The organism is Prevotella sp. oral taxon 299 str. F0039, assembly GCF_000163055.2.
Lineage (GTDB): Bacteria > Bacteroidota > Bacteroidia > Bacteroidales > Bacteroidaceae > Prevotella.
On record NC_022111.1, the window covers coordinates 432,221 to 452,730 of the forward strand.

Sequence of the window (20,510 nt, forward strand, 5' to 3'; positions counted from 1 at the left end):
CTCTCTTTTCTCTAATAACTTCGATTTTTCAAAGCCCACAATGTTACAAGTAGTAGAGGCGGAAACCTACCAAACAGCGGAGGCTTTATCTAATTCGTGTAATAAAAAAATAGGCTTTACCCTAACAGAGAAGCGAAACACCTACAAGGGAGGAGAACAAGGCGAAACCATAATAACAACCGATTATTTATTCGCCTCGTCCTATGAATTTACGGAAGCGGTTAAACTATTACAACAAGAACTCGAAAAATATAGAATACTAAACGCCAACGAAGAAATAAAGATACTATCTATAGATATAGAAACTTATTCAGATAATGAAATTACAAACGGAGTTCATAATTATGTAGATACCCCCAATTTCGAAATACTTCTTTTCGCTTATTCGTGCGATGGTGGAAGCGTGCAACTTGTCGACCTGGCGCAAGGCGAAGAAATACCCGCAAAGATATTAGACGCCCTAACTGATAGTAATATAATTAAAACCGCCTTTAATGCCTCCTTTGAGCGTGTTTGTATTGGTAAACATTTAGGCTTAACCCTCGACCCCTCGCAATGGCACTGTACACAAATACGTGCCCTTATGTTAGGTTTGCCCGCCTCTTTGCAAAGTTGCGGAGAGGTGCTAAAGCTAAAACATAAAAAGCTAAGAGAGGGGGCGGAGCTTATTAAATATTTTTCTATTCCATGCAAACCAACTAAAAGCAACGGGGGAAGAACTCGAAACCTACCAGAGCACGCCCCCGATAAATGGGCACAATTTAAACGCTATTGTATTAGGGACGTTGAAGTAGAGAAGGCTATACAAAGAAAGGTTTGTAATAATACCCTGAACCCTGTAACCCCTTTTGAACGTGCCTTATATATATTCGACCAAACGATGAATGACAAGGGCGTTTGTATTGATTCAGAGCTAGCGAATAACGCTATACGGATGAATGACGAGGCGCAAGACGAATTATTCGCAGAGATGCAAGAAATAACAAATCTTGAGAATCCTAATTCCCCCGTACAGTTAAAGCAATGGCTTTCAAGTAAATTAGGTAGACCGATTCAAAGCCTAGCAAAAGAAGACGCAAAAGAACTAGCTACAGGAGCAAGTGAAGACGTTAAGAGGGTTTTATACCTTCGTTCGATGAGTTCTAAAACATCCGTAAAAAAATACGAGGCAATGACCCTGGCAAAATGTTCAGATAATAAACTTCATGACCTACTACAATTTTACGGAGCAAAGACAGGAAGGTGGGCAGGACGTATTGTTCAGGTTCACAACTTACCCCGTAACTCCTCAAAAGATTTAGCACTAGCTAGGGAGTTAGTTAAAAAGAATGACTTTGAATTACTAGAGCTTACCTTTGGTAATGTTTGTGATATCCTTTCGCAACTCATTCGCACGGCTTTTATCGCTAAAGAAAATTATACTTTATGCGTGTGCGATTTCTCAGCTATCGAAGCTCGTGTCATTGCCTGGCTGGCGGGTGAAGAATGGCGATTAAAAGTATTTCGAGGAAGTGGACGAATTTACGAGGCTTCAGCGGCTCGAATGTTTGGAGTAGATGAAAAAACGATAACGCACGATTCACCGCTAAGACAAAAAGGAAAGATTGCCGAGCTAGCACTAGGATACGAAGGAGGGGCAAACGCACTTAAGATTATGGGAGCAGACAAAATGGGCTTAAGCGACCCAGAGATAGCGCAGATTGTAAGCGGTTGGCGTAATTCTTCTCCTAATATTGTAAAGCTTTGGCGAGATGTAGAAAGGGCAGCTAAAGAAGCGATTTTAAGCGATAGAATAATAAAGTTAAAACAAGGGGGCTTGATATTCAGAAAGACAAGCAACATTTTGCAAATTAAACTACCTTCAGGGCGTTTGCTTTCTTACCCACTGGCAAAGATTGTAGATAATAAAATTTGTTACATGTCACAAAACCAAACAACACGCCAATGGGTAGACACGGAAACATACGGGGGCAAATTGGTTGAAAATATTGTGCAAGCAATTGCCCGAGATTGTCTAGGTGAAACTATTTTAAGAGTAGATAAAAAAGGCTATAACATTTGTTTTCATGTACATGATGAGATAATCGCAGAAGTACCTACAGACGAAAGCGCAAAAGCCCTACAAGATATAAAAAATATATTTGCAACCCCTATAACATTTGCCCCCGATTTACCACTTAAGGGCGAGGGATATATAACCCCTTATTATTTAAAAGACTAAAAGCTATGATTGAACTAAAATATAACGGCAAATTGCAGATTGCAACCGCTACAACTCGATTTACTAAAAACTGGCATAATTGCGAAACAACCTGGCAAGATTTATTAAATAAGCTTTCAAAAACCACAAGGACAGGCGAAACGACAAAGCAGTTTTTAGCCCTAAAGAAGAACGAGCAAGACAACATTAAAGACGTGGGCGGTTTCTTTGGCGGTTACCTCATAGGGGGAAAGCGTGGCAACAATAGCGTTTTAGCTCGTCAATTGGTAACGCTCGATATAGACGAGGGAAAGAATAACACGTGGGAGGACTTTTGCATGTTGTTCGATTGTTCGGCTTGCGTGTATTCGACGCACAAGCACACGGCAGAAAAACCACGTTTAAGGCTCTTGATACCCTTAAAGGATGAGGCGATCCCTGAAGAGTACGAGGCTATATCTAGATATATAGCATCATGCGTGGGTATAAATCAATTTGACGACACCACGTTTCAGCCTGCAAGATTTATGTATTACCCCTCAACACCTTCAGATGGTGAATATATTTTCGAATACCAAGACGGTAGATGGTTAGACGGTAAAGCAATCCTAAGTGAGAATTACAGAAAATGGCAAGACCGAAGCGAGTGGGCTTATTCTTCGAGAGTACCTGCCGAGATACACAGAGAAGCAAGCAAACAAGAAAACCCACTAACAAAAAGCGGTTGGGTGGGCGTCTTCTGTAGAACCTACACAGTAGGCGAAGCAATAGACGTTTTTCTCTCTGAAGTATATAAACAGGAAAGCCCTACACGTTACACCTACCTAAAAGGCACAACCAGCAACGGACTAGTGATTTACGAAAATGGGCTTTTTGCTTTTTCGAATCATTCCACCGACCCAGCAAGCGGACATTTACGTAATGCTTTCGACCTCGTGCGGGTTCACCTATTCGGAAGTAGAGACGAGGGCACGAGTGAAACCACAAAGGCAACCGACAAACCATCTTTTAAGGCTATGGCGGAACTTTGTAAAAACGATGAGAACGTAAAGGCTACATGGGCACAAGAACGAACGGCAGAACAAAACGAGCTAGCAGAAAAGGCAGCGCAAGACTTTAGAGCAGAGACACAGGAACAAAGCAAAGAAAAAACTCGAAACCTAGCAAAGGAGAGAGCGGAGTTATTAGCGAAGCTAGAAGTTAGCGACAGAGGCATTGTCTTACCAACACTTAAAAACTATCGCAATATTATCGAGCTTGACCCACTTCTAAAAGATAAAATAAGATTTGATTTATTTGCTAATCAAGCATGCGTTAAAGGAGGTTTGCCATGGCGAAAGGTTAAAAGCTATTACGACAGCTTTTGGACAAACACGGACGACGCCTGCTTACGAAACTATCTAAACGGAAACCCTTATAACTTAAAAGCATCCATTCAGAACACACAAGATGCGTTTGATATGGTGATGTTAAAGCATTCGTTTCACCCTATACAGGAGTTTATAAAGTCGGTAGAATGGGACGGCAAGAAAAGATTAGATACGCTTTTGGTTGATTACCTAGGTGCTGAAGATAACGAACTCAACAGAGCTATAACACGTAAAGCCTTTACCGCTTGCGTTGCTCGTGTATTCAGTCCAGGGGTTAAATTTGATTATGTCTTAACCCTGGTAGGCTCTGAAGGTATAGGCAAATCCACAATATTAGCAAAGCTAGGCGGTAAATGGTTTAGCGACTCTTTTATAGGAGTTGAAGGGCAAAAAGGTATGGAGCAGTTACAACGTGCGTGGCTTATAGAGTTAGGGGAGTTGTCCGTATATAAAAAAGCAGACGTCGAAACTATGAAAGCATTTATATCTAAGTGCGAGGACCAGTTCAGACCAGCATACGGGCGAAAGATTGAAATTTTCCCAAGGCAATGCGTGTTCTTTGCTACAACAAACGAATATAACTTTCTAAAAGGGGACACGGGTAACCGTCGTTTTTGGATTGTCAACGTAGGAGAGAATAAACCACAAAAAAACATTTATACCGACCTTACAAACGAAGAAGTTTTGCAAGTATGGGCAGAGGCTAAAAAATATTACGATGAGGGCGAAACGCTCTACCTAGATAAAGAGCTAGAACAAAAAGCAAGAAGCAGACAAAAGGAACACGAAGAAGTAGATGAGCGTGAGGGCTTGATTGAAGAATTTCTTGAGAAGCGTTTACCCCTATCATGGGAAGAAAAGACAATCACAGAAAGGCGTATTTGGTTCTTACAAGAGGGGGACACCCTCCGAGAAGAGGCAAGCCTGCAACGAACAAAAATAACAGCGATTGAAATTCTTAGCGAGTGCTTTGGCGAAAAGATAGACGATAAAACCCGATATAAGACAAGAGCGATTAACGCTATATTAAAGAAAATAAAGGGCTGGAGATATTTGGGCATAATAAGGGGGAGTATTTACGGACAACAGCGCACATTTGAGAGAATAGACCAAGAACAAAAACCAGTTTGTACAGCTTACGAAACAATAACCGAAGATATTTTTTAAGATTATGACTACAAATACAACTACAACGATAAAAGAATTTAAGAAAATACGCAAACTTATCTTATCAACTATAACAGACAAAGGGGCACACTATGAGCGTTACACCTCTGAACCCAGCAAAAGCATTGCGGAAGCATTCAACTATACGAAAGCCCTTGTTAAACATTGCGAAGACATGCAGACACTTTGTCGTTTAATTGTTAAGCGGTCGGCATTCTTTCAATACTATAAAATTCTTGATAAAATTGTCCCTCTTTATACTGAAGCGTTTGAGGCATACGGAGTTTATTATAAAAAACGTGACACAAAAGGGCTTGAGTTATGGGGGATAAAATAAACTACAGCGAGAAAGTTCTAGAACGTAATCTACAAAAACGAGTTAAAGAGATAGGTGGAAAGGCTTACAAATTCATTTCGTCGAATTGTACAGGCGTGCCCGATCGCTTGATCATCTTTAATGGTCGTTTTTGTTTTGCAGAAATAAAAAGCTATAACGGAAGGCTCGCCCCTAGACAAGAAATAGAAATAAGAAAATTAAAAAACCTAGGGGCAAAGGTGTTTATTGTTTACACCCCCGAGGATATCGAAAGCATAATAAAATATATTACAGATGAACGAAACTAACTTACATGGTTACCAAAGGGCAGCCGTTGAACATATAATTAAAAACCCCTATTCAGCGCTCCTTCTCGATATGGGTTTAGGTAAGACCGTGTCGACCCTCACAGCTATAAACAGGCTTATTAACTATTCTTTTGAGGTTACAAAGGTTTTAGTAATTGCACCCCTTCGAGTTGCAGAACACACATGGGCGGAAGAGTGCGACAAGTGGGAGCACTTAAAGGGCTTGAAAATCTCAAAAGTTTTAGGCAGTGAGAAAAAACGCTCCGAGGCTTTATCTACCCAGGCGGACATTTACGTAATCAATAGGGAGAATGTGGCGTGGCTTGTTGCTACTCATGGGTATCTTTTTCACAATCATTTTTTCGACATGGTCGTTATTGATGAGCTTTCGTCTTTTAAGTCCTCAAAGTCTACCAGGTGGAAAGCCTTAAAAGCCGTGCGCCCTTTCCTGGGTCGTGTGGTAGGGCTTACGGGTACACCAGCACCAAACGGATATATCGATCTTTGGGCACAAATGTACTTAATAGATATGGGTGATAGACTAGGTAAATTTATTACGAGGTATAGAGAGACTTATTTCTCTTCTATAGGACGGGGTAACGTTGTTTTTCGTTATGACTTAAGACCAGAGGCACAAAATAAAATAAATAGTCTTATATCGGATATTTGTATATCAATGAAAGCAGAAGACTATTTGCAATTACCCAAACGCTTGGACTATTTCAATAAGATAGATTTAGGCAAATTCAAAAAGGATTATAACAAGTTTGAACGTGATTGTGTATTAGAATTATTCACCGAGGAGGACGAGACTATAACAGCCGCTTCGGCTGCCGCTCTTTCAAATAAGCTACTACAGTTTAGCGGTGGAGCCATCTACGATGAAGACCACAACACGCATGTAATACATACAAAGAAATTGGAAGCCCTCGAAGACGTTGTGGAGGCGGCAAACGGACAGCCTATTCTTTTATTTTACGCTTTCAAGCATGAAGAAAGTAGAATAATAGAACACTTCAAAAACTTACGTGTTGTAAAACTAGACACCCCCGAGACCATCAAGGCGTGGAATAAAGGCGAGATAGATATAGCGATAGCGCACCCAGCAAGCGTGGGGCATGGGCTGAACCTACAGCACGGGGGCAACATTATCGTATGGTATGGCTTAACATGGTCGCTAGAGCTTTACCAGCAAGCCAACGCAAGGCTTCACAGACAAGGACAAAGCAAACCCGTAAAGATATATCATCTTATTAGCGAAGGCACGATCGACGAGGAGATAGTAAAGGCTTTAAGCAATAAAGATAAGACACAAAACGGACTAATGCAGGCTGTAAAAGCTAGAATTAATAAATACCTATAACTTTCTAAAAACTTATACAAATGAGCAAGAGTCAAGAAGCAAAGTTAACAAGACAGCTAAAAGCAAGGATAACAGAAAGAGACTACAACAAATTAAAGGAGATAGCGGAGCAATACAATTTTAAGTCGCTCTATTCTCTTCTTTACTATTTAGTTTATGCTTTTCTAAGAGCTTACGACGCCGAAAGGGGTTGTATCATGGAAGAGATGCCCCCCGAGATATTAAACTTATTTAGGCTAAAGGAGGACAGCATGACAGCGTTGCGAAAGCTAGCAAGCCTAAGACTAAAGAAGTACGGATGGCGTGGTAGGTTTGTCGACGAGAGGGACGCAGTAACAGGGGAGGAGTTAGACCTCTTCGAGCTAACTCGAGAACTTGGGTATCATTGCGTGGAGGAGGACGAGATGATCACCAAAGGCGAACAATTTGCGCACGACATAAGAACACGAAACGAAAGGTAATATAAGAGTATGAAGTACAAAAGTAATAACATACATTATCGTAGATTAATCCAAAGCGTAACCTGGCAACGGTTGCGCTTTAATTATTTACAAGCTCACCCCCTTTGTGAGCGTTGCAGAGAAATTGACAAGATAACCCCAGCTACAGACGTGCACCACGTCGAACCGATAGAAGAGGCTACAAGTATAGAAGCGATGAGAGCAAAGGCATACAACCCAAATAATTTAATGGCTTTGTGTCGTGCTTGTCATCTTCAAGTACATAAGGAACTATCCTCTCATAGCAAGGAAGCACAGCGGAACAATAACAAAAGACGTACCGAGCGATTTATCAAAACTTTTCTAGATTAAATGTTAAAAAAAGGCGGACGAAAGAGAGAAAAGCACAACGTTATTATGATAAGTAAGAGCTATTTATTTAACATTTAAGTTTGTTTTGTGCGAATTTGTTTTGCTTTGTTCTTTTATTTAACGTTTGTAAACGGGGCGAAGTGTTAAAAATAAGGAGCGTTTTAACATCTCGCCAATCGTTAACAGCATTGTTAACGAATAGTTAACGAATATAAACAAATGTAACTTATATATTATAATAAAAAGCGATTAAAATATTTTAGATTGTAAGGAAATTAAAAATAAGGTGTGACAATTGTGACAATTGTGACAATATTTTTATTTTTATTGTACCACGTAATTATTAAGATTATCAATAAGTTACAGAGGTTGTGACAATTGTGACAATAAAATGCCTAAGGAATTAAAAAACAACACTTTAAGAAATATACGTATTTAACACGATGTTAAAATAGAAATTTATAAGATACGTGTTTATAACTTTATAGGTTTTTATTGTCACAGTTGTCACAACCTTTGTAACTCTTTGAAAATCATAAGCGTGACAATGTGACAATGTTTTTTCTGTTTATTGTCACAGGCTAGACCTAGGAAAGCAAAAAATAAAAGAAGTTTTTAGGGGTGGTATTTTTGAATCCTAAAAAGATTAAGGGGGGGGGTAGTTTTTTAAGAAGCTCAACCCCTTCTGAACTCTCGCCTCCTCTGTCGAACACTCCAGAGCCGTTTTTTTACGTTCCCGTTTGCCCTTTGGTACCTAAAACGCAAGATTAAGGGTTCTATTATAAAAGAAAATTTGACAAAATGGCGACAATAAAGAGAAAAAAAAGCTTTGATTTTTCGAATATAGATGCAGATAAATTAGCGAAAGAGATACGAGGTTCTTTGCAAAAGCTAGGCACTTATAAAGAAGAGCTAGAGATTTCTATACATATGTGCGCCACGACCTTAAAGCAATACGCCCGAATCATAGAGGAGCTAAACGCTGATAACTTACTTTTAATAGAAAGGACAGACGGTGGGGAGGCTCGATGCAAACCCAATCCGTTGTTTGATATGCAAGTAAAGCAAGCCGAAGCGGTACGTAAATATTTGCGTGAACTAAAACTAACCTCTTTAACTTCGGAGGAAATAAGTAAAACCCCAGAAGAAAACGGGCTAGCTGGTTTGATATCCTCTTTAGGGGGGAGGTAAGGCAAAGAAAACAAGGGAAAGCCTTTTATTTTCGATTTAAGCCCCTTAATAGAAATTCATAATAACTTTATAGATTGACCAAAGAAGAGAGCGCACAACTAAAAGAAAGGGCAATAAAACAAATTTTATCCCGCAAACTTACGGGCTATAAATTAAAAAAGATTGACCCACGCCTCGAAGAATATATCGCAGAAGTAGTCCACAACCCCGATGCGCATAATCTCTTCGAGGTTCTTGCGGTTGTGCGTTTTTTTACTTTTTTGGACAAATACGTTTTTAGACCTGAAGAGGTGCAACGTTTTATTACGTTTTACGAGTGCCTTAAATTCTCTGGGTTGAATGGTAGGCAAAGTTATAAACTTACCCCCGTTCAAGTTTTCCAGTTTGCTAATATAATGGGCTTCTATACAAAGGAGGGCAGGCGGTTAATCCGTGAGGCTCTTCTGTTTGTGCCTCGTAAATTTTCGAAAACTACTTCGGTGGCGTCCCTGGCGGTTTACGATCTACTCTTTGGGGACTCCAACGCAGAAGTTTATACCGCAGCTAATAGCTACTACCAGGCACAGATTTGCTTTAAGGAGATAAAGGCTATTTTGCGGGGTCTTGATCCAGGCTTAAAAATGTTTAAGCTCAACAGAGAAAAGATTGAGATAATAGGAAATTTAGATAGGTCTTCAAGTGTTCAGTGCTTATCGTCTTCAGCTGATAAGCTCGACGGATTAAATGCGTCTTTGGTTATTTTAGACGAGTATTCGCAGGCGGACAGCGCGGAGCTTAAGAACGTTTTAACCAGTTCAATGGGCGCAAGGCTTGACCCGTTGGTCGTGACAATAACGACAGCGTCGGACAAAAGCGAATCACCATTCGTGGAAATGCTCGAGAATTACAAAAGGGTATTATTAGGAGAGCTAGAAAGCGACAGAATATTTGCTCACTTGTTTATGCCAGACGAGGGCGACGACGAGGGAGACCCAAAAGTATGGAAAAAAGTACAGCCCCATCTAGGTGTTACGGTGCAACCTGATTTTTATGCAAATGAATGGCAGAAAGCCCTCATATCTAACGAGGACATGAAGACTTTCAGAACGAAGTTATTAAATATCTTCGTGCCCTCGAATACGGAGCCGTGGTTAACAGGTGAGGAAATGAAAGCGCACACCCTAAAAATAGATATCGACAAAATAGGCAAAAGGGTTTCTACCATGGTGGCGGTAGACTTATCCGTTAAGGATGACTTTTCAGCGGTTACGTATGGGCTTTATTTTTCAGATAGAAAAAAGTTTCATTTTCATACAGATTATTATTTTCCTGAAGAGTGTCTAAAGGGACACCGTAACGAGGAGTTATACAGAAAATGGGCATCCGAAGGACACTTAAAACTAACAAAAGGTAACGTAATAGATTACGCCCAAATAGCGGGAGACATCATAGCTCGAAACAAAAATCTTTTAATACTGCAAATCGGCTATGACAGTTATAAGAGTTTAGACTTTGTGAACCTTATGAGCGCAAGCGGAGCGGCAAAAGTGATGCAACCTATAAAACAAACTTATGCCGCCTTTACTTCTCCCGTTGAGTCGTGGGAATATGCTACAAGAAAGTTTGCTTTAACTATAGACCCGAACCCAATAAATTTATTTTGTTTTGACAATGCCGTATTAGACGAAGACAAGCTAGAGAATAAGAAACCAGTAAAGCGAAGCCGACATCTAAAAATCGACGGAGTTATTACAATGCTAATGAGCTTAAAGGAGTTCAACGATTACGAAAGAAAAATAAGTTAAAATATTAAGTTATGAATGTATTAAAAAATATTAGGGGCTTTTTTAGAGGCTCTAAAAGTCCAGAGACTCACAAAAGGAGCGAGAACGTAGTAACTATCGGGGACGCATGGGGGAGCGACGAGCACGTGACAGATTACGGAATGAAGCTTGCGGCGGTTTATCGTTGTGTTGATATCGTATCGGGTACGGTTGCGTCTTTAGCCCTTACCCCTCGTCGTTGGCAGGGGGGCAGAGATAAAGGGTATTTCAAAATAGATACTTTTAGTAAACTCTACACACTTTTAACGCTAAAGCCCAACAGCCGTTTAAACGCTTTTGATTTTATGAAGAACTTAGTAAGCTTAACGTTATTGCACGGCAACGCTTATGTTTTCCCCTTATACGGAGATAACGGGTTAAAAGAATTGATTTTGTTAGCTCCTAACACTGTGAGTTATGAAAGAGAGAGTAACAAGTACCATATTAGCGACACGCTTAACGGAGTAGTAGGAACTTATAACAGCGATGAAATTATCCATGTTAAAAACGTTAGTTTGGATGGGGGTTACTCTGGTGTCTCAACTATTTATTTTGCTTCTCAAATTTTAAAGATAGGGCAAAGCACAGACAGACAACAGGCGGACACCTTCGCAAAGGGGAGCACCCCAAGGGGTTTAATATCGGGGGACGATACTCTTACGAAAGGCTTCGGAGCTCCACAAGATGACCAACTCGAAGATGTTTCTAGAAGAATAGAAAAAGAGATGTATGGAGGTAAGCGTATAATGTTCTTACCTGGTACGATGCGATATACTCAAATGCAGTTATCCCCCGCAGATTTGAAGATATTAGAATCTAAAAATTTGAACATTCTAGAGATATGCCGTTTCTTTGGCGTGCACCCCGACAAGGTTTTTATGCGTGAAAACTCAAATTACAAAGCTTCTGAAAATTCACAGACGACGTTCTTAACTGATACGCTTGCGCCAATGCTCAAAAGAATAGAATTAGAGTTCACAGTTAAGTTAATCCCAGAGAAGTTACTAAGCTTTCAAAAAATACAGTTTAGCCTCGATGATTATTATCAAACAGACTTAAAGACTAAGTCGGAGTATATCGAAAAGACAATACAAACGGGCTTGTACACTGTAAACGATTGGAGGCGAAAGGAGGGAAAAGAACCAGTGCAAGGGGGAGATACGCCTTTGGTGTCTTGTAACGTTGCCCCACTAGACAGCGCAAAGATAAAAGGCGAACCGACAACAACGAAGAAATAAAATGCTACCTAAAAGCAGATAAAACGATAAATATAAAGAGTTATTTTATTATGTCTAAAAATTTTATACAATACCGAAATTTTGCGGAGTCCCCCACTGTTAGAGCTGAGGGAGACTCTCGCACGATTGAGGGCTATGCGGTTGTGTTTAATCAACGCTCCGAGGTTTTATGGCGGGGGACTTACGGGGACGTCGTCGAAGTGATCGAACCTTCAGCAATAGATTCGGAGCTTTTGCGCTCTTCTGATATTATAGCATGTTTAGAACATTCTCGTAATAGAATGCTTGCTCGTTCAAGATTTGGGAAAGGTTCACTAAGTCTCGAATTAGACGCCAAAGGGTTAAAATACAGATTCGACGCACCAAACACAACAGATGGGGACTATGCTCTTGAGATGATTAAAAGGGGTGATATATTCGGCAGTTCTTTTGCCTTCACAGCGGACGAAAGCGATAATAATTGTGTGGAGTACGTGATGGAGGGGGACGTTGTCGTCCGCAAGGTGAAACGTATATCGGGGCTATATGACGTGGCGATGGTTGCAAACCCCGCTTATTTGGGTACGTCTGTGGGTTCTCGTTCAGTAGAGGAAACAGCCAAAGAATTAGGCGCACTAATGGAACGCTCACAGCCTGAAGCTCTTAAAAGACCCCCACAAGCCCCCACAGAAGAGGAGCAAAGAAGAGCCAAGCAGATGCAAGAAGATATTGCTCTTTTGCGCTCTAGTTTATAATTTTATAGTTTATAAGTTCATAGTTTGTTATTTTTTTTATTTAATATTAAATTAAAATGTTTACCAACTTAAACCAAAAAGAGCGCAAGCAATTCAGAGAAAACGCTCAACGTATTACAGAAATTCGCGCAAGATTTGAAGAGCTTGCCACTAGTCTAGAAACTGAAAAGAGAGCCTTAACCGAGGAGGAAAAAGAGGAACGCTCAAGCCTTGAAAAAGAACTACAGCTTTTGCAACTTCGCAATACTTTGTTATTACAAAGCCAAACAGAAGAACCTAGCAAAGCGGTAACGGCTAACGCTTTCGGTGAGGTTTTGCGTTCTTTCCTAGCAGGTAAGGGAATACCTGAAGAGTTTGCGGAGTTGAGAGCCGCTGAAGGTTTACGAATCCCCGCAAATCTAGAAACACGAGCTAACACACAAGACACAACGTCGGTGGCTTCTATTCAGCCCGTCACAATTAAAGAACTTATCGAACCACTCGAAAAAGGTTTGATTTTTGACAAGGTAGGCACAAAGATACAACACGGCATCGAAGGTATGTGGAACTTCCCCGTAATTGGAAGTGCAGAGGCTTCTTGGGAGGATGAGACCGCAGAAGTGGGAGACTCTAAGCTAAATATTAGCCACATTTCACCAAATCCAAAACGTTTAAGTATAGCTTTCTCAATTTCACGCAGAGCAATTAACCAAAGTGCTGGCAAAATTGCTGAAATCGTGCTTAAGCAGATGAACCTAGCAACACAGAGAACCCTAAACAAAACTATGTTTAGCACCACGCAGTTAGGCACAGCAGGCAAAACCCCTACAGGTGTATTTGTACAACCAGGTACAACAAAAACGTTTACAGCCGCTAAGGGTGTAACCTATGCGGATTTGTTAGGCTTAAAAGCAGGCGTTGAGGGTACAGGGGTACAGCTAGACGGTACAAGTGCGTTTGTCATGTCAACCGCAATGTATTACAAACTTAAAGGTACTCCAGTGGACGAGGGTTCTGGTCGCTTCTGTGTGGATGATAACGGACGTATCGACGGAACACCTGTTTATGTCACAAACGACCTTAAGGACACCGAGATCGGATACGGAATTTTTAGCTATAATCTTTTAGGCTTCTTCGGTGACATGGTTCTTGGTGTTGACACAAGTTCAGCGGCAGTTCTCCGTAAGAATGTAATAGAGTGCGTTCTTAATGTAGATTGCGACATGTTAGCTTTACGCAAAGAGGCGTTTGGATTGCTAAAACAAGCATAAGTGCAAATCAAATAAAATAGGCGAATAGTGTTATTCTTTAAGGTTGGAGGGGTGCTCCGTGTATTAGGTCACCCCTCACCCTTTGAAAAAGATTCAGAGGGCAAGCAGGTAGCCCCGAAGTATGCGTCCCTTTCTCTGATAAAAAAACAATTAAATATCGATTTTTCGGATGATGACGCCTATTTGGAGGCTTTATTAATGGCAGCAGAGCAAAGCGTTGAGAATTACATACAACAACCATTGCAGGGGCTAGAGAAAGAAGGCGTTTTGCCCTCCCCTTTGCTTTTTTCTATATTGATGATTGCAGCGGGGTTGTATTCTAACCGTGAGCCCGTGGCTTATAGTGCGCCCCACGTGGTGCCCTACTCTGTGGGTTTCCTCCTTCAGCCTTATATAAAATATCGTTAACTATGCGAGCAGGTTTATTGCGTGAATGGGTTCAGTTTTACAAAGTGGGAAAAAAGGCAAACGGATTTCAGAAGAACGACACCGTACCCACTAGTATTTTACGGACTCGTTGCCACAGGTTAAAGCCTATTTCTGGCGATATGGGTATAAACGCCTTCGAAGAATTTCAGAAAAGCGTAATATGTTTACAAGTTCGAAAGAATAAAGTTATTACCCCCGATTTGACATTCTCGTATCAAAATAGCTTTTACCAAATTGTAAATATAGACGAACGCCCCGAGGATCAAACCTTTACAATAACAGGGAAAAAGCAAAACTTATGAGCCAAGAGAAAAAACTTTCTAATCTTGTAGGAGTTCAAGGCTTTGCGCATGTTCAGCAATTTCTAGAGGACTTGCCTAAGATAGGCAGAGAGCAAGCAATAGGGAAAGGGCTAAAGGCAGGCGGAAAGTATTTGAGAGACGGAGGCAAAAAACGTTTAAGGTCTGCAATGAAACAGAGCCGTGGTGTGTCTGGTAATTTCTTGAAGGCTTTCTCTGTAAAGATAAAAAAACGAAAAAGTGGCGTTCTTGTTGGTTTTATTGTTCCTAAAGGAGCAAAAGACCCCAAAAGGGAGGCAATAAAATTCAACTCCGCAGATAGCGGAACGGCACAACGTTCTACCAAGACGGGCAAAAGCACGGGGGCGATGCCCTCGTTAAAAAGGTTTTGGACTAGGACGAAAAACGAAGACACCCCCGAGGCTTTGCGACTTGTTGCGGAGGGTATAAAAAAAGCATCAACGGAATTATACGCAAAATATAGATAAAACTAAATTATGAGCAGTAGCGCAATTTCAGCAACTACACGAATATACGAATTATTATCGAAAGATGAGGAATTAAAAAACCTCGTTAAAGATAATATCTTTCCTATAGCGGCACCCCTAGAGACTAATGGGGACTTTATAGTGTTGGCACGCCAAGAATATAAAGAGAATAGAAATAACATGCTAGCCCACGAAGAGATAGCGACTATTTTGCTTAACGTGATTTCAACGGAGTATATAAAAGGGCTTGATATCCTGGAGCGTGTAAGGAGTGTTTTACGAGATGCAAACTTTTGCCCTGATATTGTTTTCGTCGATGGTGAGGAAACTATAACAGGATGGGGGGATTCGGGAATTACAAAATATGTCCAGACGCTAACTTTCGAGGTTTCGAGTTTAGCGTTGCAAGAGTAAAAGAGTATTAAAACCCTTTTTTATGTGGTTAAATTCGCTACCTAATAAAAGGGCTAGATATATATAATAGATAGTAACTTAAAAATATTGGAATAATGGGCGCAACAACACCAACAGCGGCGGGCAAATACTCGTCAAATTCAGACATTAAAAAGGGGCAACTCTTCATATTTTTAGGCGGTAAGCCTGTAGCTTTCGCCACAAACGCTTCTCTAACCATTAACGGAGAAATCACCGACACCACAAACAAAATGAGTGGAGATTGGGAAAGCGGTTTTATTTCAAAAAAATCTTTCAGTATTTCAACTGAAGGGCTTTTAACCGATAAAGCAGATACCGCTTCTTATGGTAATTTCTTGAAAGCTATAAACAACATGGAGACACTCGACTTCTGGTTCGGTGATGTAACCAAGGCAGGAAACGAAAAGGAGGGCTACACCTTTGTAAAAGACGAAACAAAGCCGTATTTTACGGGTGCGGTAAATGTGGAATCTTTAGAACTAACTTCTGAAGCTGGTTCTTTAGCTAAGTTCTCTATGAGTGGCAAGGGTTCAGGAGAACTAACCTTTACAGCCCCCTAAAGAGTTAATATTAATACCAAATTCTTAAATATCCATTTTCAGGTAATGTAGATGCATAATTGTTTCATTTAATTATTTAGTTGATTATTTTAGTTTAGAATGTTTCGGGGTGGTGGGTTGAGAAACTCACCGCCTTATTTTTTTTTAGAATGTCCATATATGAGAATAACACTTAAAAACATAATAGAGTTTGAACTCCTTAGAAAGCACTCTTTTAATTCTTTTAATGTCGAGGATATAGAGGATGTTATTGCCCTTACTTACTGCATGGGGTCAAGCGAGAAAAAAGCACTTATCCCCTTTGAGCAAGTTCTAAAGGTCGCCAAAGAGCACCCAAATCTTTTAAGCGATAGCGTGCAACAAATAGGGAAAGAATTGCTATACCTTTCGCAATTTCGTGAAACCCTGGCAGAGACCAAAGACGAACAAAAAGAACAAAAAGAACAAAAAGAAATATATATTAAAGACATAGTAGGACGGCTTGCCCTGGCAGGTATAAGCGTTAACTATTTGATGGAGACTTGCGAACTTCACGAGATAGGCGTTTTTATAAATGCTTTAGAAAAACAAACCAGGGAACAAATGGAGCTACAAAGATTTTGGCATTACATACAGTTATCCCCACATCTAGATAAAAAAACGAAGATGAGGGATTTAATAGAGTTTCCATGGGAGGCAGAGAAACCCCGAGAGGATAACATTATTACCGAAGAAGAGAAGAAGATGGCGCAAGATTTATTAAACCTTAAAACCCTTTAGAAACGTATGGGAAAACTTTCTTTTGCAATAGCCCTAAATCTTTTAACTGATGGAGTTAAAAAAGGTGCGACAGAGGCTCAAAATATAGTAAAAAATCTAACTAGCAAACTAACTTCTACACTTGGTTCGTTAGGGCTTTCGTTTGGTGCTTTCTCTTTTGGTCGTTCAGCCCTGGAGGCAGGCGGAAAGTTCGAAGACGCCATGGCAAGAGTTAAGGCGGTGAGTAATGCCACGAAAAATGAATTTAAGTCGATGGAGGACGAGGCGCAACGGCTTGGAGCAACGACGAAATACAGCGCAACAGACGCAGCGGGAGCACTCGAAAATCTTGTTAGAAACGGCTTAAAACCCCTGGAGGCTACAAAAGCCGTGGGTAAAACTTTAGAATTTGCTCAAGCCAACACCATAGAATTAGCCGAGGCGGCAGACATAGCCACAAACGTTATGAATGGTTTCGGCAAAGCGGTTGACGACTTAGGAAACATTAACGACGTGCTAAGTAGTACAGCAGCGCATTCGGCAACTAATGTTACCGACTTGGCGGAGGCTCTAAAGATTGCAGCACCGATGGCGACCACCGCAAAAATAGGAATAGAAGAGACTAATGCAGCACTGGGAACTTTGGCGAATGTCGGCTTTAAGGGCACGGATGCAGGAACAGGCGTTAAGCAAATGTTAATTGCAATTTCTTCGCAAAGTTCAGAGGCTGCAAAAACCCTTAAACGCTATGGGGTTAATTTGAACGAAACAACGCTAAAAAATGACGGCTTAGTAAAGAGCCTACAAAAATTAAAAGATAGCGGTATAGGTAATAGCATTCAAGACCTCGTCGCAGTTTTCGGAAAATTAGCAGCACCAAAAGCAGCCGCTTTAATTAACAATGTTGATAAGCTTTCAGAACTTTCTACAACGCTAAGAAATAGTCAAGGCGAGAACGCTCGAATGTTCGAGCAGTCAACTGGCAAATATATGAACGCTTTGCACACTCTAAAGTCTACCTGGGAGAGTGTGATGATATCTATATTTAAGAAAAGCGAGGGGGGCGTTGTCGGTTTTTTGAATGCTTTAATAGGTGGGCTAAACTATGTAAAAGACAACCTAACAAAGATTGCAATACAAATAGCAGCGGCTTTTGCTACTTCTAAGCTTGTGGGCGTTTGGCGTGCCTGGAGGGAGGCAACGGCAACCGCAATGGCTTCAAGTGTGACGAGCGCACAAACCGCAGCCGCTAAAATTGCGATATTAGAACAGCAAGCCCTAGAGCTTAAGAGAGGTATTGCCTTACGAGAACAAGCCCTCGAGACCGCCACAGCACAGGAGCGCATAAGGCTAGAGGAGCAGACGATGGCGAAGCGTAGAGCTTTGGCGCAAAACTTCACGGCTCAAAGAAAATTAAACGCACTTCAGATTGCAGCATCTGAACAAGCAAGTGCGACAGCTAGTAGCACCGCATGGGGTACAGCCTGGAGGGGGTTAAAGGCTACAGCAGTAGGCGCAGCCGCTTCTATTAAAGCCGCTCTTTCTAGTCTTATCCCTATGATTGTGGTAACTGGAATTATAGAGTTAGGATCAGCCCTAAAGGACTTATGGGACAGAGCGCACCTAGCGGAGGAGCGATTAAAAGACGTAGCGAACAAGAGTCGAGAGTTAGACGATGCGATGCGTACAAACTTGGGCATTATGCGCGCAAGTGAAAAAGGTTCTACAGCCTGGCAGACAGCCCTAAAGAATCTAAAGGACGAATACCCCGACCTTATTTCAAAGCTTGACTTAGAAAAGGTTTCAGTACAGACCAACGCAAAAGAGTACAACGAATTAAAGAAGAAGATAGACGGGGCTATATCTTCACAAAAGGAGTACTGGGCAACGGAGGCAAAGCTTGCGAATATTAAGGATAAAAAGGACGATTTTTTCGGTCGTTCTGGAAGCTTTCTTACTGATACGTTTTCAACCTTTAAGGATTTTAAAAATACAGTAGGTTATGAGTACGAGCGAAACAGAATAAAAAACGGTTCGAAATCAAACCGAAGTAAATTTAATGGAGAATTTGATGCGGCAATGGTGGACGTTGAGAGTATTCTACAACGGGGAGACTGGAGTGCTAAGTCCCGTCAAATGCTCGTATATCATAAAATCAAAAGATTTGTAGGCGATAATAAAAAGTCTCTAAACCTAGCGAAGGATCTTATTATAAATTACGGGAAAGAGGTTAAATCGTACGAGAATGCAGTTCTAAAAAACCTACCTAAGAAAACAGAAGGGGGCAACGCACCAAAAACAAAAAGCGAAGACGAAGGAGGAGGCGGAAACGGCTCAGGAGGCGGAAGCGATAAAAAGAAAAAAGAAACCGAGCTCCACAGAATACAACGAGAGTATGAGAAAAAACTTGAAAATTTAGCCTTCGAGTATGGGCAAGGGCTGATCACAGAAAAGAAATTTAACGAACGAAAGCGGGAGCTATTAAAAGACGTTGCGCATAACATAATAAACAGCGACGAGCGAGGAACTAAAGACAGCAGTTTCGGAAAAGCTCAATTAAGCGAATATAAAAAAGACTTTGAACAAGGAGCGCAAAGAAAGGCAAAAGAGCTTGAAAATGAATATAACAAGCGTTTGCAAACACTCAAGAGCCAAGCAAGCACCCTAACCACGGAGGCGTTCGAGAACGAAAAAGAATCTATATACAAAGAATACAGAAACGCAGCCGATGACGCTATAAAAGAGTTTACAGAGCTGGGGCTAAGTTCAGAGAGCCTGATAGATGCTTTCGGAAATCTTTATGCGCTCCTAGGCAAAGCGGAGACAGACCTTGCAAAAGGTAACCCCGAAGACTATAAAAGAGACAAACGTAAGGACTACAAGAAAACAAAAATAGAGATAAGCGAAGAGGAGTTAAACCTAGCGCAACAAAAGCTTTCAGACATGATCGGGGGAAAGTTCAAGGAAGCAGGGAAAACAGCAGCGCAGATGGTAGACGACATTAATGCACAGATAGGGAGAGTAAAAAGCCTTAAAGAGGCTTTGCAGTTAGAAGAGATAAAAACGGACGTTAAACAATTTAATACCGAGTTAAGCCGTGTTTCGTACGAGGGTATAAGGGGAACGGGCGACACCATTATAGGGGTTGCGAATGCGTGGAGGCAGTTGTCGGAAACGATGAGTAACACCGACGCAAGCGCATGGGAACAAATCTCCGCAGTGTGGAGCACTTTAACCGCCTCAATAGACGGAGTTATCCAGATAGTAAATCTTATTAATGAATTTACGAAAGCCTCGGAGCTATTAGCAGCTGCAAAGCAAGCCGAAGGAGTTGCAACACAAGCAACCGCAGCCGCAGCAGTAGAAGCAACCGCAACCCAGACAGCAGCGCAAGCCGAGCAAGTGGCAACCACGATAGCCGCTTACGCTGCACTAACCAAGAGTGCGGAGATATTGATGGCAGCGCAAGCAACCGCAGCGTATGCGGCTCTTCCTGTGGTGGGTGTAGGTTTAGCAGCTCAACAGATTGCAGGAATGAAAGCTCTAATTGCAGGGGCGGGGGCTTTTGCTCGAGGTGGTATTGTTGGCGGTACAGACTACCACGACAACACGATTGCGAGGGTTTCATCGGGTGAAATGATTCTAAACGGAAGACAGCAACGCAATTTGTTTAACTCCATAAATAGGGGCGAGCTAGGAGGCGGAGGCACTCAAAAAATCGAGATAGTCGGTCGCTTGCGTGGCTCTGATATATACTTCTCACAGCGTAACGATAGCGCACGACACGGACGCAAGTCTTAAAATTGCGCT

At 41.3% G+C, this 20,510-nt stretch carries 19 protein-coding genes; all 19 read left to right on the forward strand.

Translation table 11 applies throughout. The features are described from left to right. Positions 1-40 precede the first annotated feature (40 nt). The 19 genes from HMPREF0669_RS04725 to HMPREF0669_RS04805 all read left to right on the forward strand — a co-directional run bounded on the left by HMPREF0669_RS04725 (position 41) and on the right by HMPREF0669_RS04805 (position 20,501). Positions 41-2,221, forward strand: a complete 2,181-nt coding sequence (locus HMPREF0669_RS04725) for a DNA polymerase (protein WP_009227380.1) — start codon at positions 41-43, stop codon at positions 2,219-2,221. A gap of 5 nt (positions 2,222-2,226) precedes the next feature. Beyond that, on the forward strand, positions 2,227-4,737 hold the full coding sequence (locus tag HMPREF0669_RS04730) for a virulence-associated E family protein (RefSeq protein WP_009227381.1): 2,511 nt from the start codon (positions 2,227-2,229) through the stop codon (positions 4,735-4,737). A gap of 4 nt (positions 4,738-4,741) precedes the next feature. Then, positions 4,742-5,074, forward strand: a complete 333-nt coding sequence (locus tag HMPREF0669_RS09965) for a hypothetical protein (protein WP_009227382.1) — start codon at positions 4,742-4,744, stop codon at positions 5,072-5,074. After that, positions 5,059-5,361 carry a VRR-NUC domain-containing protein gene (locus HMPREF0669_RS10245; RefSeq protein ID WP_009227383.1) on the forward strand — a complete coding sequence of 101 codons (303 nt, stop codon included), beginning with the start codon at positions 5,059-5,061 and terminating at the stop codon, positions 5,359-5,361. The genes HMPREF0669_RS09965 and HMPREF0669_RS10245 overlap by 16 nt, the downstream gene beginning before the upstream one ends. Next, positions 5,348-6,724 (forward strand): DEAD/DEAH box helicase, encoded by a 1,377-nt coding sequence (locus tag HMPREF0669_RS04740; RefSeq protein ID WP_009227384.1) that lies wholly within the window; start codon positions 5,348-5,350, stop codon positions 6,722-6,724. The genes HMPREF0669_RS10245 and HMPREF0669_RS04740 overlap by 14 nt, the downstream gene beginning before the upstream one ends. A 20-nt stretch (positions 6,725-6,744) precedes the next feature. After that, a complete protein-coding gene (locus HMPREF0669_RS04745; RefSeq protein WP_009227385.1) occupies positions 6,745-7,185 on the forward strand; it encodes a hypothetical protein in 441 nt (146 codons plus the stop codon). A 9-nt stretch (positions 7,186-7,194) separates the two neighbouring features. Next, positions 7,195-7,536, forward strand: coding sequence for an HNH endonuclease signature motif containing protein (locus HMPREF0669_RS10095; protein WP_009227386.1), 342 nt, complete (start codon positions 7,195-7,197; stop codon positions 7,534-7,536). Positions 7,537-8,337: 801 nt separating this feature from the next. Continuing rightward, positions 8,338-8,727 carry a P27 family phage terminase small subunit gene (locus tag HMPREF0669_RS04750; protein WP_009227387.1) on the forward strand — a complete coding sequence of 130 codons (390 nt, stop codon included), beginning with the start codon at positions 8,338-8,340 and terminating at the stop codon, positions 8,725-8,727. Between the two features lie 74 nt (positions 8,728-8,801). Beyond that, positions 8,802-10,511: a terminase large subunit domain-containing protein gene (locus HMPREF0669_RS04755; protein WP_009227388.1), complete on the forward strand. Its 1,710-nt coding sequence runs from the start codon at positions 8,802-8,804 to the stop codon at positions 10,509-10,511. Positions 10,512-10,522: 11 nt separating this feature from the next. Further along, the gene (locus tag HMPREF0669_RS04760) at positions 10,523-11,767 is read left to right on the forward strand and encodes a phage portal protein (RefSeq protein WP_009227389.1); all 1,245 of its coding nucleotides are present in this window, start codon (positions 10,523-10,525) and stop codon (positions 11,765-11,767) included. 50 nt (positions 11,768-11,817) lie between these two features. Then, positions 11,818-12,501 (forward strand): HK97 family phage prohead protease, encoded by a 684-nt coding sequence (locus HMPREF0669_RS04765; protein ID WP_009227390.1) that lies wholly within the window; start codon positions 11,818-11,820, stop codon positions 12,499-12,501. A 56-nt stretch (positions 12,502-12,557) separates the two neighbouring features. After that, positions 12,558-13,751, forward strand: coding sequence for a phage major capsid protein (locus HMPREF0669_RS04770; protein ID WP_009227391.1), 1,194 nt, complete (start codon positions 12,558-12,560; stop codon positions 13,749-13,751). Between the two features lie 27 nt (positions 13,752-13,778). Next, on the forward strand, positions 13,779-14,159 hold the full coding sequence (locus HMPREF0669_RS10100) for a head-tail connector protein (RefSeq protein ID WP_009227392.1): 381 nt from the start codon (positions 13,779-13,781) through the stop codon (positions 14,157-14,159). A 2-nt stretch (positions 14,160-14,161) separates the two neighbouring features. Continuing rightward, on the forward strand, positions 14,162-14,482 hold the full coding sequence (locus HMPREF0669_RS04780) for a hypothetical protein (protein WP_009227393.1): 321 nt from the start codon (positions 14,162-14,164) through the stop codon (positions 14,480-14,482). Continuing rightward, entirely contained in the window at positions 14,479-14,967 is a 489-nt protein-coding gene (locus HMPREF0669_RS04785; protein WP_009227394.1) for a hypothetical protein, read from the forward strand. Before HMPREF0669_RS04780 ends, HMPREF0669_RS04785 begins: the two co-directional genes overlap by 4 nt. A gap of 9 nt (positions 14,968-14,976) precedes the next feature. Beyond that, a complete protein-coding gene (locus HMPREF0669_RS04790) occupies positions 14,977-15,381 on the forward strand; it encodes a hypothetical protein (protein ID WP_009227395.1) in 405 nt (134 codons plus the stop codon). A 95-nt stretch (positions 15,382-15,476) separates the two neighbouring features. Beyond that, on the forward strand, positions 15,477-15,962 hold the full coding sequence (locus tag HMPREF0669_RS04795; RefSeq protein ID WP_009227396.1) for a phage tail tube protein: 486 nt from the start codon (positions 15,477-15,479) through the stop codon (positions 15,960-15,962). Between the two features lie 159 nt (positions 15,963-16,121). Next, entirely contained in the window at positions 16,122-16,721 is a 600-nt protein-coding gene (locus HMPREF0669_RS04800; RefSeq protein WP_009227397.1) for a hypothetical protein, read from the forward strand. A 6-nt stretch (positions 16,722-16,727) separates the two neighbouring features. Then, complete coding sequence (locus HMPREF0669_RS04805) at positions 16,728-20,501, forward strand: phage tail tape measure protein (RefSeq protein ID WP_009227398.1); 3,774 nt, start codon at positions 16,728-16,730, stop codon at positions 20,499-20,501. Positions 20,502-20,510: the final 9 nt, after the last annotated feature.